Origin of the sequence: Pseudomonas sp. C9 (assembly GCF_002000165.1) — a bacterium.
Lineage (GTDB): Bacteria > Pseudomonadota > Gammaproteobacteria > Pseudomonadales > Pseudomonadaceae > Aquipseudomonas.
Window position 1 is genome coordinate 2,741,793 of sequence record NZ_MPAK01000001.1, and the last position, 15,121, is coordinate 2,756,913.

The window sequence follows — 15,121 nt, forward strand, 5'->3', positions numbered from 1 at the left end:
TCTACTGGCGCCATGTGCGCCGAGCTTGTCAAAAAGTGTTCGGTTAAAAATGCTTTGATTAAAAAGTGCTCAATTCTAGCGCTTTAACATCGCGCGTATATCCGCCAATGCGGTATTTCCGCGAACGGCTTTGACTTCAACCGGTGTGTCGTCGTTGCCTTCCCACGCCAGATCGTCCGGCGGCAGCTCATCAAGGAAGCGGCTCGGCGCGCAGTCGATGATTTCGCCGTACTGCTTGCGCTTGGCGGCGAAGGTGAAGGCCAGGGTCTGGCGCGCGCGGGTAATCCCGACGTAGGCCAGGCGGCGCTCTTCTTCGATGGTGTCGGCTTCGATGCTGGAGCGGTGCGGGAGGATTTCCTCTTCCATGCCCATGATGAACACGTAAGGGAATTCCAGGCCTTTGGACGCGTGCAAGGTCATCATTTGCACACCTTCGGCGCCGTCTTCCTCTTCCTGCTGGCGTTCGAGCATGTCGCGCAGGACGAGTTTGCCGATGGCGTCTTCGACGGTCATCTCGCCTTCTTCGTCTTTCTCCAAGGTGTTTTTCAACGCCTCGATCAGGAACCAGACGTTGCCCATGCGGTAATCGGCGGCCTTGTCACTGGAGCTGTTGGTGCGCAGCCAGTTCTCGTAGTCGATGTCCATGACCATGCTGCGCAATGCCGAAATCGGGTCTTCGCCGGCGCACTGCTCGCGCACCTTGTCCATGAAGCGCTTGAAGCGCGACAGGCGATCGGTGAAGCGCGTGTCCAGATGCTCACCCAGACCGATCTCATCGGTGGCGGCGTACATCGAGATTTTGCGTTCAGTAGCGTAGTTGCCGAGCTTTTCCAGGGTGGTCGAACCGATCTCCCGACGTGGGACGTTGATCACCCGCAGGAAGGCGTTGTCGTCGTCCGGGTTCACGATCAGGCGGAAGTAGGCCATCAGGTCTTTCACTTCCTGACGCCCGAAAAAGCTGTTGCCGCCGGAGAGGCGATACGGAATCTGGTGGTGTTGCAGCTTCAGCTCGATCAGCTTGGCCTGGTAGTTGCCGCGATACAGGATCGCGAAATCGCTGTACGGGCGGTCTGTGCGCAAATGCAGGGTCAGCAGTTCCACCGCCACGCGCTCGGCTTCGGCGTCTTCGTTGCGGCAGCGGATCACGCGGATTTCGTCGCCGTGGCCCATCTCGCTCCACAGCTGTTTTTCGAACTCGTGCGGGTTGTTCGAAATCAGCACGTTGGCGCAACGCAGGATGCGGCTGGTGGAGCGGTAGTTTTGCTCCAGCATCACCACTTTCAGGGACGGATAGTCGTCCTTGAGCAGCATCAGGTTTTCCGGGCGGGCGCCGCGCCAAGCGTAAATCGACTGGTCGTCGTCGCCGACCACGGTGAACTGGTTGCGCGTGCCGATCAGCAATTTCACCAGCAAATACTGGCTGGCGTTGGTGTCCTGGTATTCGTCGACCAGCAGGTAGCGGACTTTGTTCTGCCACTTTTCGAGGATGTCGGCGTGTTCCTGGAACAGCTTTACCGGCAGCAGGATCAGGTCGTCGAAGTCCACCGCGTTGAACGCCTTGAGCGTGCGCTGATAGTGGGTGTAGACGATGGCGGCGGTCTGCTCCTTGGGGTTGCGCGCGTTTTCCAGGGCTTCGGCGGGCAGGATCAGGTCGTTTTTCCACGAGCCGATCATGTTCTTGATCTCGTCGACGCCGTCGTCGCCCGCGTATTCCTTCTGCATGATGTCGGTCATCAAGGCTTTGACGTCAGTTTCGTCAAAGATCGAGAAGCCCGGTTTGTAACCCAGGCGCACGTGTTCCTTGCGGATGATGTTCAGGCCCAGATTGTGGAAGGTGCACACGGTCAGGCCACGGCCTTCGCCACCCTTGAGCAATGTGCCGACCCGTTCCTTCATCTCGCGCGCGGCCTTGTTGGTAAAGGTCATGGCGACGATGTACTGGGCACGGATGCCGCAGTTCTGGATCAGGTGCGCAATTTTGCGGGTGATCACGCTGGTCTTGCCGGAGCCTGCACCGGCGAGCACCAAAAGAGGGCCGCCGACGTAGCTCACGGCTTCTTGCTGCCGGGGATTGAGTCGGGACATACAGAATTCAGGGAGTCGTTTGTGAAATGGGCCGGCATTTTAACAGGCTCAGCGAATTGTGCTGCTCTGTCCGACTTGTGACGTAACACGCTTTCTCTAATTGCCGGTTTTGTTACTTTCAAGCAGGATGCGCGGTGAATGTGCGGCTAATGTTCTTATTCCGGGCGCAAAACGCGTTTGATAACCGATGTCATTTGGTCATTGGTTACCCGCGCGGCATAATGCCCGCCGCCTACATCTTTGCAGAGTCTAGGGAGCTAGCTTGTCTACGCCTGTCGAACCCTTGCGTTTGCTGTTACTGGCCGAAGAGCCAGCGTGGGCAGCGTTGTTGCGCGAGTGTCTGGCTCCGATGGGGAGCTCGGCCGTGCTCATCAGCGCGCCGAGCTGGGAGTCGGTCAGCAGTTTGTTCGATGACAACCGTAACGCGGTGTTGTTGACTGTTCCTGCACTTCAGCCGCTACCGGGTCGTTGCAGCTTGCCAACGGTGTTGTTGCTCGAGCACGAGCCAGTGACGACGCCCGACAGCGTGAGTGACTGGCTGGTGCGTGACCTGCTCGATGCCGGCATGCTGCGCCGTTGCCTGCGGCATGTGCGCGAGCGTGGCTTGCTGGAAAACACCTTGCAGCGTCTGGCCGAGCAAGACCCGTTGACCGGCATCGCCAATCGCCAGGGTTTTCAGACCCTGCTGGCAGCGCGCCTCGCAGAAAACGACGGCCGGGGCCTGGCCCTCGGTCACCTGGACCTCGACAACTTCCGTCACGCCAACGATGCCCTCGGCCACCAGGCCGGCGACCGATTGATTCTGCAAGTGGTCGCTCGGCTCAAAAGCCAACTTGAGGCCGGCGACCAACTGGCGCGCCTGGGCAGTGACGAATTCGCCCTGCTGATCGACACCCGCCGTGCGCCTCAGCGCGCCGAATGGATGGCCGAGCGCATCACCGAAGCACTGGCAGAACCTTACTGGGTCGACGGCGAAAGCCTGTTGATCGGGTCCAGCCTGGGCATTGCCCACGCCCGGGTCCAGGCCGGCGCCGACCCGCTGATGTGGCACGCGCACATCGCCATGCAGCAAGCCAAGAGCACGCAAGGCTGCACCTTTCACATCTTCAACGAACGCATCAACCGCAACGCCCGCAGCATGGCCGATCTCGAAAGCGAGTTGCGCCGGGCTTTGCGGCGTGACGAGCTCGAACTGCACTACCAACCCCGCCTGAACCTGGATGACGGCCAGATCGTCGGCCTTGAAGCCCTGGTGCGCTGGCGACACGCCGAGCGCGGTTTGTTGCCACCGAGCGAATTCGTACCGCTGGCCGAGCAAAGCGGTTTGATCGTGCCGCTTGGTTACTGGGTGATTTCCCGGGCCCTGCGCGACATGCAGGCCTTGCGCGAGCAGGGGCTGCCGGCGTTGCACATGGCGATCAACCTGTCGTTCCGGCAGTTTCAGGACAGCCAATTGCTGTCCACGTTGAGCCGGTTGATTGCCGAGCGTGGTGTCGAAGCGCAGTGGCTTGAATTCGAACTGACGGAAACCGCGGTGATGCGTCGCAGCGATCTGGTCAAGCAAACCATGGACGCCCTCGGGCGGCTGGGCGTGCGCTTCTCGCTGGATGACTTCGGCACCGGGTTCTCGTCCTTCGTGCACCTCAACAGCCTGCCGATCGCGTTGCTGAAGGTCGACAAGAGCTTTGTCGGCGGCATGGAAGAGCGTGAGGAGAATCGCAAACTGGTCCACGCGATGATCAACCTGGCGCACAACCTCAATCTCGAGGTGGTTGCCGAAGGGGTGGAAACACCGGAACAGCTGGATCTGTTGCGCGGTTTTGGCTGCGATCAGGTGCAGGGCTACCTGATCAGCAAGCCGCTGCCGTTGGCGGAGCTGGTTGAGTATTTGACGTCAGCCAGCGATCAGCAGCCAGTGCTGGAAGTCGTGAACTAGCGAGGATCCTGTAGGAGCAAGGCTTGCCCGCGATGCAGGCGACACGGTCTTGCAGGCACACCGCGTTATCGTTCCTCGCGGGCAAGCCATGCTCCTACAGGGATCTCAGTCTGGCTGAGGGATTTCGAAACGCTGGTGTGACGACGGCTCCTGCCGAATCATCCGCTTCATCTTCCACTCGAACGCCAGCGTCAGACTCACCGCCGCAAACGCCAGCCCCAGCGCCAGCCCCCACCAGACGCCCGTCGGCCCCCAGTGCACATGGAAGGCCATCCACCACGCGGCGGGTGCGCCAATCAGCCAGTAACAGCCCAACCCGACCAGGAATGTGGTCTTGGCGTCCTTGAGCCCGCGTATGCAGCCCATGGCGATGGTCTGTGTGCCGTCGAACAGCTCAAACCAGGCCGCCACCGCCAGCAGGCTCACAGCCAGGTTGATAACGTCGCGAAAGGCCGGGTCGTTCTGGTCCAGGAACAGGCCGACCAACTGGTTCGGCAGGAACCAGAAGACCATGGCGAAACCGAGCATCGCAGCCGCGCCGAAAGCAATCCCGACCCGGCCCGCCAGCCGCGCATCCAGTAACTGCCCGGCGCCGTAGTGTTGGCCGATGCGCATGGTGATCGCGTAGGAAATCCCGGCCGGAATCATGAACGCGACCGACACGATCTGCAGGGCGATCTGGTGCGCCGCCAACTGCGTGCTGCCCATGGTGCCCATGCACAGCGCGGCGAACGCAAACAGCCCGACCTCCACCGCATATGTGCCGCCAATCGGCAGGCCGAGGCGCCACAGCTCCTTCAAATACCGACGGTTAGGTCGCGACAGGCCCTGGCGCAAGGGGTAGGCGTCATACGCCGGGTGCCGGCGGATGTGCACCGCCAGCGCCACGGCCATCAGGTTGGCAACAATCGCTGTCACCAGCCCGATACCCATCAGCCCGAGTTTCGGCAGGCCGAACATGCCGGTGATCAAGGCGTAGTTGAGCAGGAAGTTCGCCACCGTACCGCCGAGGCTGATCACCATGACCGGCGTCGCCCGGCCAATGGCGCTGGTGAAACCGCGCAGGGCCATGAAGCTCAGGTAACCGGGCAGGGCGAACGGCAGGATCAGCAGAAACCGCCCGGCCGCGTGGACGTTGGACTCGGTCTGGCCAAACAGCAACAGCACAGGCTTGAGATTCCACAGCAGCAGCCCGGCCACCAGTGCCATCAACCACGCCAGCCACATTCCGGCCTGGGTCAGCCGCGCAGCGCCGATGATGTCGCCTGCGCCCTGACGAATCGCCACCAGGGTGCCGACGGCGGCAATCACGCCGATGCAGAAAATCGACACGAACGAATAGCTCGCTGCCCCCAGACTGCCACCGGCCAATGCCTCGGGACTCAGGCGCGCCATCATCAAGGTGTCGGTGAGGACCATCAGCATGTGCGCCAACTGCGAGGCAATCAGCGGCCCCGCCAGCCGCAGGATGGCCCCGAGTTCAATACGCGCTGGATGCTTCATGGTCATCACGCTCGATTATCAAAGTGAACTGGAAAGGGTCGATTCTCGGCGCTTCAAGGGGTTTGCACAAAGGGATAAAAAGGATGGGTAGCATGAGTCAAACTCATGCGATGGAGATTCTGCTAGGGTAAGCGGATTGCGCTATAGGAGCTTTCCGCATGTCTCGTCGTCTTCCTCCCTTATATGCCTTGCGCGCATTTGAAGCGGCGGCTCGGCATAGCTCGTTTACTCGCGCCGCCGAAGAATTGTCGATCACCCAGAGTGCCGTCAGCCGACACATTCGTACACTCGAAGAGCATTTTGCCTGTCGGCTGTTTCACCGTAGTGGACGCAACCTGCAGTTGACCGAGTCGGCACGGCTGATTTTGCCGGGCATTCGTGACGGTTTCTCCGCCCTGGAACGCGCTTGCAATACCTTGCGCGCCGAAGACGACATCCTGCGCATGAAAGCCCCTTCGACATTGACCATGCGCTGGCTGCTGGCGCGGCTCAGCCGCTTTCGGCACCTGCAGCCGGGCAATGAAGTGCAACTGACCAGTGCCTGGATGGACATCGACTCGGTGGACTTCAATCAGGAACCGTTCGACTGCGCCGTGATCCTCAGCAACGGGCATTTCCCGCCGGACTGGGAAGCGACGCTGCTGTTCCCGGAGGAGCTGATTCCCGTGGGCGCGCCGAATCTTCTGAACGATCAGCCGTGGGACGTTGCACGCCTGGCCAGCACCGAACTGCTGCACCCGACGCCGGATCGTCGCGACTGGCGCAGTTGGCTGGACCGCATGGGCCTGACCGATCAGGTCTCGCTCAAGGGCGGGCAGGTGTTCGACACATTGGAGCTGGGCATGATTGCCGCCGCCCGGGGCTACGGCGTGTCCATGGGGGATTTGTTGATGGTGGCGGAGGATGTCGCGCAGGGGCGTTTGAGTTTGCCGTGGCCGACCGCCGTTGCCAGCGGTGAGAATTATTACCTTGTCTGGCCGAAAACCCGCCCCGGAGGTGATCGTTTGCGCCGGCTCAGCGATTTTCTGTTGGGTGAAGTCCGGGCGATGGAATTACCGGATGTGCAGCGTTTGAGCTGAATCGATAGAGCTGGCGTGATAGAGGCCTTGCGCCATATCCCGGCTATTTACTCAAGTATTCAGAATCGCCGCCGAAAATCTGCAAATGGAACCTTCGTGCAGGTCCAGCGCTGTTCCCATTATTAGAAAAATTTTGCTGAGTGTGCAGCCCGATCAAACAGGGGGCAGGGCGCTCGGCCAGGAGTTGTCATGTCTCAACCCCGTGCCCGGATTGCCTCACAGCTTGGCCTTGCGCTTGCCGTGATACTGGCGATTGTCATCACTGGCAGTACCGTGTTCGCCCTGCGTTCGCTGGACACTGCCAACCTCGCGACCCGCGAAGAGCACCTGGCCAGTGAAGCCCGGTTACTGGCCGATCAGTTGAGTACCTTCCACGGTACTTTGCGCGAAAGCACCCAGCGTCTGAGCGGCCTGTTCGAGAAGCGCTTCAGCTCCGGCCTGAGCCTGCACCCGGATGAGCCGGTGACGGTGGCCGGTGTGCAGACCCCGGGGCTGCACCTGGGCAGCGAAGTGTTGAACAACAACTTCAAGGAAGTCGACGAGTTCAAGCAAATGACCGCCGGTGTGGCCACGTTGTTCGTGCGCAGTGGCGAAGACTTCATTCGGGTCAGCACCTCCCTGACCAAACAGGACGGCAACCGCGCCATCGGCACGCTGCTTGACCACGCCCATCCGGCGTATGCGCGTTTGATGTCGGGGCAGAGCTACGTGGGACGCGCCCTGCTTTTCGAACGTTCCTACATGACGCAATACACCCCCGTACGCGACAGCAGCGGCAAGGTGATTGCCGTGCTGTTCGTAGGGTTCGATTACACCGACGCGCAGAACGCCCAGTTCGCCAACCTCAAGCGCTTCCGTATCGGCCAGACCGGTTCGCTGGCGTTGCTGGATGAACAAAACAAATGGTTGGTGCCGCCGGCGGGCGTGCAGGCACTGGATCAAGCAGTTGCGGCCATCGTCGACCTGGCGAAAACACCGGGCAAGGGTGATTTCTGGGGCGACAAATCGGAAGACTTCTACAGCGTAGCCGTGCCGTTCGACGGCGGACCATGGTCGGTGGTGGCGAACATGCCCAAAGCCGAAATCAGTGCCGTGACCTGGAGTGTCGGCATTCAATTGGCCATCGGCAGTCTGCTGGCGATGCTGATCGCGGTCAGTTCAGCCGTCTGGCTGTTGCGCAGCAAGCTCGCGCCGCTGGGCGATCTGGTGCGCCAGGCCGAAGCCTTGGGCGCCGGTGATTTGAGCGTGCGCCTGAACGTGTCGAGCAACGATGAGATCGGTCAACTGGCCCGCGCGTTCAACCAGATGAGCCAGGCCCTGTCGACCATGGTCGAGCACATCCGCAAAGCCTCGCAGGAGGTCAACAGCCGCGCCCAGGCATTGTCCGGCCTGTCCGGTGGCGCCTATGAAGGGATGGAGCAACAGTCCGGCGAAATCACCAGCATGGCCGGCGCCGTGGAAGAGTTCAGCGCCACGTCCCTGAACATTGCCGACAACATGGGCAACACTCAGCGTCTGGCCCAGGAAAACGCACAACAAACCCAGATCGGTCGTACGTCGATGGGTGAAGCGTCCTCGTCGCTGGAGCAAATCGCCAGCGCACTGAACAGCACCGCGACGGTGATCAACACCCTCGGTCAGCGCTCACAAGAAATCGGCGGCATCGTCGGGGTGATCACCTCGATTGCCGAACAGACCAACCTGCTGGCACTGAACGCCGCCATCGAAGCGGCCCGTGCCGGTGAACAGGGCCGTGGTTTTGCGGTGGTTGCCGATGAGGTGCGCAACCTGGCTTCGCGTACTCGTCAGGCCACTGACGAAATTTCCGGGATGATCAGCAGCATCCAGCAGGAAACCGGCAACGCCATCAGCACCATGGAGCAGGGCAATGTGTTGATGCAGGAAGGTTTGTCGCGTAACGCCAACGTGGCTTCGGCCTTGGCGCGAATCGACGAGCAGAGCCGTTCGGCCGGTCAGCAGTTTGCGGCGATTACCACCGCGACCCAGGAGCAAAGCAGCACCGCAACGTTGCTGAGTAGCAACCTGCAAAGCATTGCGCTGGCCAACAGTGAGCAGCGCGAAGTGGTGTCCAACCTGGCGGTGACGGCCAAGGAGCTGGAGAAGCTCGCGGCGGACTTGCGCCAAGAGGTTGACCGGTTTCGTTGAGGCGTCTCTGAAATAGCTTTCGCGAGCAGGCTCACTCCTACAGGGTTATGTGTCGATCACATATCCAGTGTGGGAGCGAGCTTGCTCGCGATGGGGTCACCTCAATTCAGGATCTATTCCCGGCTAGTCGCACTTGGCATTGCTCGATACTTCCTTGCTTGCCTGTTTCAACTGATTGGCCAATTCAGACGCATTGGTGCTGTTGTAAACCCGGCCACCGGTGTTTTCGGCGATGCAGCGCGACGGGCCACCGGCGCCGATTTTCACTACGTTGACCCGTAGTCGCGGTTGTTCCTTGGCGATTCGGCGCGACACGGCGCAGGCGTCTTTCTGGCAGCCGTCTTCACCGTCGACGAACATCACGATCACGGCATCGTTATTGCGCCCGTCAACGGTGCTGGCCGCGTAGGCCAGGCTGTCAGCCAGCGGTGTACCGTCGTTGGGAACCAGGCCTCGAATCCCGTTGATCAGCCGCGGGCGATCGCCAAATCTGAACACGCCCTGGTCCGGTGTTCTTTCACAACCGGCGAAGGTGATCAGGCGCGTGTCGATCTTCGGGTCCAGCCCGTTGATCATGCCGGCCAACGAGTCCTTGGCGACGTCCATGCGGCTCGGCTTGGCGAAGATCTGTTGGGTGCGGTTCACGTCCAGGTACTTGTTCAGCTCATTGCCGAAGAACCAGTCTTCGTCGGCTTTCACGGACTTGATGTTCAAATCCATCGAGCCTGAGGTGTCGAGCACCACCACGAATTGCGGGATCTTGGCGTCAGGCGCTTTTTTGCGGCAGGCGAAGTTATCCAGCGTCGGGGCCGGAGGTGGCGGCGGTGGCGGTGGTGGTGGCGGCGGCGCGGGCACTACCGGTTTTGGTGGTGGGACCGGCTTGGGTGGTGGCACCGGTTCTGGCGCGGGTTCTGGTTCTGGAGCAGGCTCCGGTTCCACAACAGGCTCGGGAACAGGCTCGACCGGTTTTTCCACCGGCGTTACCACTGGCGCAACAGGCGCTACCGGCGGAGCCACGACGACCGGTTCACGGTGCAGGAACCACCAGAGCCACAGCGCCAGAAGCAGCAACAGCAGCGCGAGCAGGGCTGCCGCAATCCACCAGCCACGCCGTGACGGCGGTACGATCGGCGCCACCGGAACAACCGGCGGTACGATCGGTTTTGGCGGGCGCTGGTTCCAGCGCACCACCAACGGCTCACCGTTGAGGCTGTAGAGTTTGTCCAGCTCAGGCGTGCCGAGCAGGCTGCGCAGGTCATCTGCTACCGTGGGCTGACCGCGTTTTTGCAGTTCGTCCGCCAGCTGTCCCAAGGACGTCTGACGCACTTCATAGGTTTCCAGCAAACGTCGTTGCGCGTCCTCGTTGAGGTCGGCGTAGGGCGTGGGTTGCCCACCCAGTTCGGTCCACCATTCCAGCACGTCACCACTGCCCATTCGCGGGATGGCGAAGAGACTGGCGACGGTCGGCGGAAAGTGTTTCTGGATGAGGGCGACTTTGGCTTGCAGCGCACTCATCCCCTCCGGTGTGGCTTGCGCATCCCTGATGACCCGCTGCATGACGACGATTCCTGAAAAAGTGCAGGCATCCAGGAGATGCCTGCGGGGTGAACATTACTCTTCGTAACCGAGGCTGAATTGCAGCTGATTGACCTTCTTCTGCAACGCCTTCAGTTGTTCCTGCTTGGCCGCCAGCGATGCTGGAGTGGCTTTGGTCGTTGGCGCCGCTTGCGAGGCCTTGAGTTGCTGCTCGATGCTGGCAATCTGCTTCTGCACACTGCTTTCGTTGCCACGCCGAGCCTTGAGCGAGCTTAGCAACTGACTCAAAGACTGATTCAGCGCTGCCTGGGATTTCTGCTGGCTCGCCAGATCGGCTTTAGTGCTCAGTTGCTGGGCCTGAATGTCCGCGTACACCTGATGGAACATTGCGTTTTGCTGGCGGGACTCGCTCAGGGCCAGCTCCTTCTGCTTGACCTGATCGCTGTAACCACCGGAGTAGTCGCAGTTCATCTTGGTCAGCATGCTGCTGTCGCGATTGGTCGAATCGCATTCGCCGGGCTTCGTCGCGCAACCGCTCAGGGCCAGGACGGCGGTAAGGACCGCCAGCTGTCGTAGTGTCATGTGCTTAGCCCAGGGTGATCGCGGAGCGTTGGCTGTACAGACCGTCGACTTCCTTCTGCAGGGCCGTGACTTTCTGGTTCATTTTCGCAATGTTCATGTCCACTTGCTTGATCTCGGCACCTTGTGCGCCTTGTGCGCGTTCGGCATCGGCTACTTTGGTGTACTCGGTGACTTTGGTGCGCATGTTGCCGAGGTCTTTACGCAGGCGGGCGATGTTCGAATCGATTTCGGCGATTTGCGTCTGGGCCTTGGTCTTGTCGACTTTCTTGTTGGCGATGTCTTTTTTGATCTGGGCGATGCGCGCCTCGTCATCGTTGATCACTTGCTGAGCGGTCGCAGTACGGGCGATCACGTTCTGGGTGTCTTGTTCGACGTCGCTGTTCATCTTCGCCAAGCGGGTGGTGGTATCGGCGTATTCGCTGCGACGCTGATCCAGATAGTAGTTCGCGCCCATGGCCACGCCACACGCGGTAATGCCGGCAGCGATGGCGCACACGGCTTTGTTGCTGCTGTTGGACAGCGCGCAGGTGAGGATGCCGACACCGGCGCCGACCGCGCAGGCCTGGTAGCCGGATTTGCTGAAAAACTCTGCATCTTGGCCTTGGGTCAGGCGCGGGTCGGTGCCGCCGCCGCTTTCGCCGAGCATGGAGCTGCCGGTGTTGGCGCAACCGGTCAGCAGCAGGCTGCCGGTCAGTACGAAAGCAATCTGTAGCTTGAAGCGAGTCCAAAGGCTGCGCGACATGGTGAAACTCCTAGATGACGGTGTTGACATGTTGTTATTGAGTGACGGTTTTGCAGCTGGTCAGCCAGGCCTCAGTGTCGATCTTCTGCTTTTGCAGGAACGCCTTCTGATTGGCCCAGTGGGTGCGCAAGTACGGTTTGAGGTCTTGCAGCTGTTTGTTGCGGGTGATGATTTCTTCCATCACCGGAACCTGTTTTTCAAGCAGTGGCTGGCCGTACAAGGTCGCCGATTCCACCAGGCTGCTGGCGTAGTAACGGCTGAGTTTGTGCAGGCGATCCTTCTGCTCCTCGAGCTTGCCTTTGCGCATGTCGCAGCTCGCGTCCTTTTCCGCGGCTTCGCAATTGAGCTTGTAGTTCTTTTGCAGGAAGTCCACGTACTGGCCGTCGTCGAGCATCTTGGTGCACAGGAACGCGCCCAGGTTCAGGCTGGCGCGGATCGCCTGGTCGCGGGTTTCTTCCTGTTGCTGGTTGCTGGCGCGCAACTGGTTTTCCAGGGCCTGGAGCTTTTCCTTGAGGGCTTTGTCTTCGACGCCCGAGGCCAGGCTGTTCAAGGATTGAACGGTGCCTTTGTCGGCAGACTCGGTTTCTTTGCTGCCGGTGCCAAGTTTCTTCCAGCTGTTTTCAATGCTGGCGACGCGCTCGCGGGAGGTCAGGGTCGGCGAGACCAATACCAGTCGCAGGCCGGTGGTTTTGTTTTTCACCTGGCCTTCGGCATTGTAATACGGCTCTTCCTTGCGCAACGCAGTACGCAGGTCGGCTTGCGCTGTCAGGTAGTTGCCGCCACGGACCACGTAGCCGCCTGCCTGACCGTGCTGGCGGTCGAGTTTGTTCAGGCGAAACGGTTCGAACATCATTTCGTCGACGTTGCCGAGCATGTCATGCAGGCCCAGCGGATTGGGCTTTTGCAGGCCAGACAATTGCAGCTTGCCGTTGGACGATTGCGCCCCGGCGAACCACTCGTAGGCGTTGATCCCTTCGGGCATCGGGTAGTGCGTGTCGCGGAATTCAGCGGCGCCGACTTCCAGCCCGCCGCGTGCGGCGAACTCCCACTCGACTTCAGTCGGCAGGCGCAAGAAGCCCATCGCCCCGTCTTCCTTGGGCAACTTGTCGGCGGCGTTCTTGCGCAGCCACAGGTTGTATTTGTCGGCGGCTTCGATGGCTTGCACCCAGCTCACCGCCACTTGCGGCAAGCGCATCTTGGTCGCAGCCGTCGGGCAGGTTTCTTCGGTCAGTGCGGCGTATTGCAACTGACTCATCTCGTACTTGGCCATCAGGTAATAGCGGGACTTGTCGTTCTTGGCACCGGTAAAACTGCCGGCGATGAACGTCGGCCGCGTCTGTTCGACGTAGCCATATTCCGCGCCGTCCTGACCGATGTTGATCGGGTAGTCATCGAGCGGCCCTGCCACCGGAATGAACACCTTGCGAAAGACCATCGAGCCTTCGCAGGGCATCGGCAGCACCACGTCGGCGGCGTCCGGCATCGGGTTGTAATACTTCTCTTCCCAGCCCGCAGCCGAGGCGTCGAGCAAATAGCCAAGGCCCAGTGGCAATAGCAAGCCAAAACGTTTATAGCTCACGCAGACTCTCCGCAGGTTGGATGTTGATGGCTCGCAGGGCGCCAATCACGGCCACCAGCGCAGCGACCAGAAAGGTCAGGAGCAGGGCGCCAAGGCCATGCCAGACCGTAATGTGGCACACGAACGTGCCGGTGGCCTGGCTGCTGCCGAGCAAATAGTCGAACAGATGACTGCCAACGGCATAGAAGCCCAGCCCGCCCACGTAACCGGCCAGGCTCAGCAGCAACGCTTGCAGGACCACGAAACCACCGACGGCCCTGCGTTTGAAACCCAGCAGGCGCAGCACCGCGAGACTTTTGCGCTTGCGGTCGATGTTGGCCAGGAACGCGCCGACCATCGACGCTACGCAGCCGATCAGCGCCGCCATGGCGATAACCCCGAAAATCAGCCCCAGCACATGGTTGATGGCTTTGACGTTGTCGATGTCGGCCAGTCGGCTCGACGTTTCGATGTGTTGTTCGTTGAGCCAGCGCTCCAGTGGCGCCACTTGATCGATGTCGCGCGCATACACCCGGGCACGGGCATACAGCGGTTGCAGGTTGTCCAGAGGCTTGCCGGTGGCAACGCCGAACGCACTGACCTCATAGCCATCGCGAAAGCGCTCCAGGTTCAACAGCAACGGCGGGGCGACAAACCCGGCGGCGCGACCGAAACGTGCACCGTCGAGCACGGCGAGCACCGTCAGTGTTATCTCGCCGCGTTCATTGACACCTTCCAGGCGGCGCAGCGCCCGCAGTTGCACACTGTCGCCGACCTTGGCCTGCAAGCGTTGCGCGGCGCTGGCGCTGAGGATCACTTGATTGCCGACCGGGTTGAGCGACGCGAGGTTCAGTTGCGGGTCGCCCGGTTCGGTGGCAATGATTTCCGCACCTTCGACAAAGCGTTGCATGCCCATCAGCAAATCAGCCTGGGTATTGAGCGAGCGCGTCTGGCCGAGGGCAAAGCCGGTCTCGGGGAGCTGGCGCAAACGCTCGATCCAGGCGCTGTCGTAGTTGCCGTTGCTGAGCATCTTCACTTCAAGGTTGCGCGGGTCGCGCAGCAGTTCGTCCTGCAACTGGCTGACCACCCCGTGCTTGAGACCAAACAGCAGCAACAGCGGCGCGATCACCGCCACCAGGGAGGCGGCGATGCACAGCGAGACCTTGCGGTCGTGCCAGAGGTCTTGCAGCGCCAATGAGCCCAACAGGCGCACTTGATTAATCCATGGGTTCAAACAGTGTCTCTCCCTGACGGCTGACAGCACCCAGTCGCGGCAAGCCGAAAGACTTCAGCAAGGCCCAATCATGGGACACCACCAGTGCACTCAAGCCCATGTTCGACACCAGGCTCAGCAGCAACTCGAACAAACGCCGGGCGCTGTGGGGGTCGAGCGCGGCGGTCGGTTCGTCGGCCAGCAGCAGCACCGGTTCATGGGCAATGGCCCGAACGCAGGCAACGCGCTGGCGTTCGCCGATCGACAATGCCTGCGGTTGTTTATCCAGCAACCCGCTCAGGCGCAACACGTCAACAGCGTGGTCGATGTGCTCGCTCTTCGCCGACATCCCGAGCAAACGGCGCGGCAGGCTGATGTTGTCACGCACGCTGAGGAACGGCAGCAAGCCGCCGCTCTGCAAAATGAATCCCAAATGCCGTGAACGCACCGCCGCCAAGGCGGGCTGGTCGTCGCTGGCGAGCAGTTGAGCGATGTCTTGAGCCGGTGCCGCTGACGTCGGGCCCAGACGAAAGCGCTCGAGTTCGACAGGCGCGAGCAACAGGCCGATGGCTTCGAGCAATGTACTTTTGCCGCTGCCACTCTCGCCGGTGATGGCGAGGATTTCTCCGGCGCCAACCTGCAAGTGCGGCAGGCGCACGTGGTGGGCCAGCGCGCCGTCACCACGACGCACCAGCAGGTTCTTGATATCGAGCATGGGTGT

11 protein-coding genes are annotated in these 15,121 nt (G+C 61.0%); 3 read left to right on the forward strand and 8 right to left on the reverse strand.

Translation table 11 applies throughout. The annotated features are described in order from the left end of the window. Positions 1-75: 75 nt before the first annotated feature. On the reverse strand, positions 76-2,085 hold the full coding sequence (rep, locus tag BMS17_RS12800) for a DNA helicase Rep (RefSeq protein ID WP_046030650.1): 2,010 nt from the start codon (positions 2,083-2,085) through the stop codon (positions 76-78). Positions 2,086-2,347: 262 nt separating this feature from the next. Here rep and BMS17_RS12805 point away from each other — a divergent pair, with 262 nt between their 5' ends. Next, on the forward strand, positions 2,348-4,021 hold the full coding sequence (locus BMS17_RS12805; RefSeq protein ID WP_046030649.1) for a bifunctional diguanylate cyclase/phosphodiesterase: 1,674 nt from the start codon (positions 2,348-2,350) through the stop codon (positions 4,019-4,021). 105 nt (positions 4,022-4,126) lie between these two features. Here the strand turns inward: BMS17_RS12805 and BMS17_RS12810 are convergent, their stop codons facing one another. Further along, positions 4,127-5,524, reverse strand: a complete 1,398-nt coding sequence (locus BMS17_RS12810; RefSeq protein WP_077431039.1) for a NorM family multidrug efflux MATE transporter — start codon at positions 5,522-5,524, stop codon at positions 4,127-4,129. Positions 5,525-5,682: 158 nt separating this feature from the next. Here BMS17_RS12810 and BMS17_RS12815 point away from each other — a divergent pair, with 158 nt between their 5' ends. Next, positions 5,683-6,603 carry a LysR substrate-binding domain-containing protein gene (locus BMS17_RS12815; RefSeq protein ID WP_046030648.1) on the forward strand — a complete coding sequence of 307 codons (921 nt, stop codon included), beginning with the start codon at positions 5,683-5,685 and terminating at the stop codon, positions 6,601-6,603. A gap of 189 nt (positions 6,604-6,792) precedes the next feature. Next, positions 6,793-8,769: a methyl-accepting chemotaxis protein gene (locus BMS17_RS12825; RefSeq protein ID WP_077431040.1), complete on the forward strand. Its 1,977-nt coding sequence runs from the start codon at positions 6,793-6,795 to the stop codon at positions 8,767-8,769. A gap of 123 nt (positions 8,770-8,892) precedes the next feature. Here BMS17_RS12825 and BMS17_RS12830 read toward each other — a convergent pair whose 3' ends face one another. The 6 genes from BMS17_RS12830 to BMS17_RS12855 are packed head-to-tail and all read right to left on the reverse strand — an operon-like array spanning position 8,893 to position 15,115. Further along, positions 8,893-10,326 (reverse strand): VWA domain-containing protein, encoded by a 1,434-nt coding sequence (locus BMS17_RS12830; RefSeq protein WP_077431041.1) that lies wholly within the window; start codon positions 10,324-10,326, stop codon positions 8,893-8,895. Between the two features lie 54 nt (positions 10,327-10,380). After that, positions 10,381-10,887 carry a hypothetical protein gene (locus tag BMS17_RS12835; RefSeq protein WP_046030645.1) on the reverse strand — a complete coding sequence of 169 codons (507 nt, stop codon included), beginning with the start codon at positions 10,885-10,887 and terminating at the stop codon, positions 10,381-10,383. Between the two features lie 4 nt (positions 10,888-10,891). Continuing rightward, a complete protein-coding gene (locus BMS17_RS12840; protein WP_077431042.1) occupies positions 10,892-11,629 on the reverse strand; it encodes a hypothetical protein in 738 nt (245 codons plus the stop codon). A gap of 34 nt (positions 11,630-11,663) precedes the next feature. Beyond that, on the reverse strand, positions 11,664-13,208 hold the full coding sequence (locus tag BMS17_RS12845) for an SUMF1/EgtB/PvdO family nonheme iron enzyme (RefSeq protein WP_046030643.1): 1,545 nt from the start codon (positions 13,206-13,208) through the stop codon (positions 11,664-11,666). Then, on the reverse strand, positions 13,198-14,421 hold the full coding sequence (locus BMS17_RS12850; RefSeq protein ID WP_077431043.1) for an ABC transporter permease: 1,224 nt from the start codon (positions 14,419-14,421) through the stop codon (positions 13,198-13,200). Before BMS17_RS12850 ends, BMS17_RS12845 begins: the two co-directional genes overlap by 11 nt. Next, the gene (locus tag BMS17_RS12855; protein ID WP_046030639.1) at positions 14,405-15,115 is read right to left on the reverse strand and encodes an ABC transporter ATP-binding protein; all 711 of its coding nucleotides are present in this window, start codon (positions 15,113-15,115) and stop codon (positions 14,405-14,407) included. Before BMS17_RS12855 ends, BMS17_RS12850 begins: the two co-directional genes overlap by 17 nt. Positions 15,116-15,121 lie beyond the last annotated feature (6 nt).

Coding starts and splice junctions, on each gene's coding strand:
- BMS17_RS12840 (WP_077431042.1), bottom strand. CDS start 11,629: ATGTCGCGCAGCCTTTGGACTCGCTTCAAGCTACAGATTGCTTTCGTA.
- BMS17_RS12835 (WP_046030645.1), bottom strand. CDS start 10,887: ATGACACTACGACAGCTGGCGGTCCTTACCGCCGTCCTGGCCCTGAGC.
- BMS17_RS12855 (WP_046030639.1), bottom strand. CDS start 15,115: ATGCTCGATATCAAGAACCTGCTGGTGCGTCGTGGTGACGGCGCGCTG.
- BMS17_RS12810 (WP_077431039.1), bottom strand. CDS start 5,524: ATGAAGCATCCAGCGCGTATTGAACTCGGGGCCATCCTGCGGCTGGCG.
- BMS17_RS12825 (WP_077431040.1), top strand. CDS start 6,793: ATGTCTCAACCCCGTGCCCGGATTGCCTCACAGCTTGGCCTTGCGCTT.
- BMS17_RS12830 (WP_077431041.1), bottom strand. CDS start 10,326: ATGCAGCGGGTCATCAGGGATGCGCAAGCCACACCGGAGGGGATGAGT.
- rep (WP_046030650.1), bottom strand. CDS start 2,085: ATGTCCCGACTCAATCCCCGGCAGCAAGAAGCCGTGAGCTACGTCGGC.
- BMS17_RS12815 (WP_046030648.1), top strand. CDS start 5,683: ATGTCTCGTCGTCTTCCTCCCTTATATGCCTTGCGCGCATTTGAAGCG.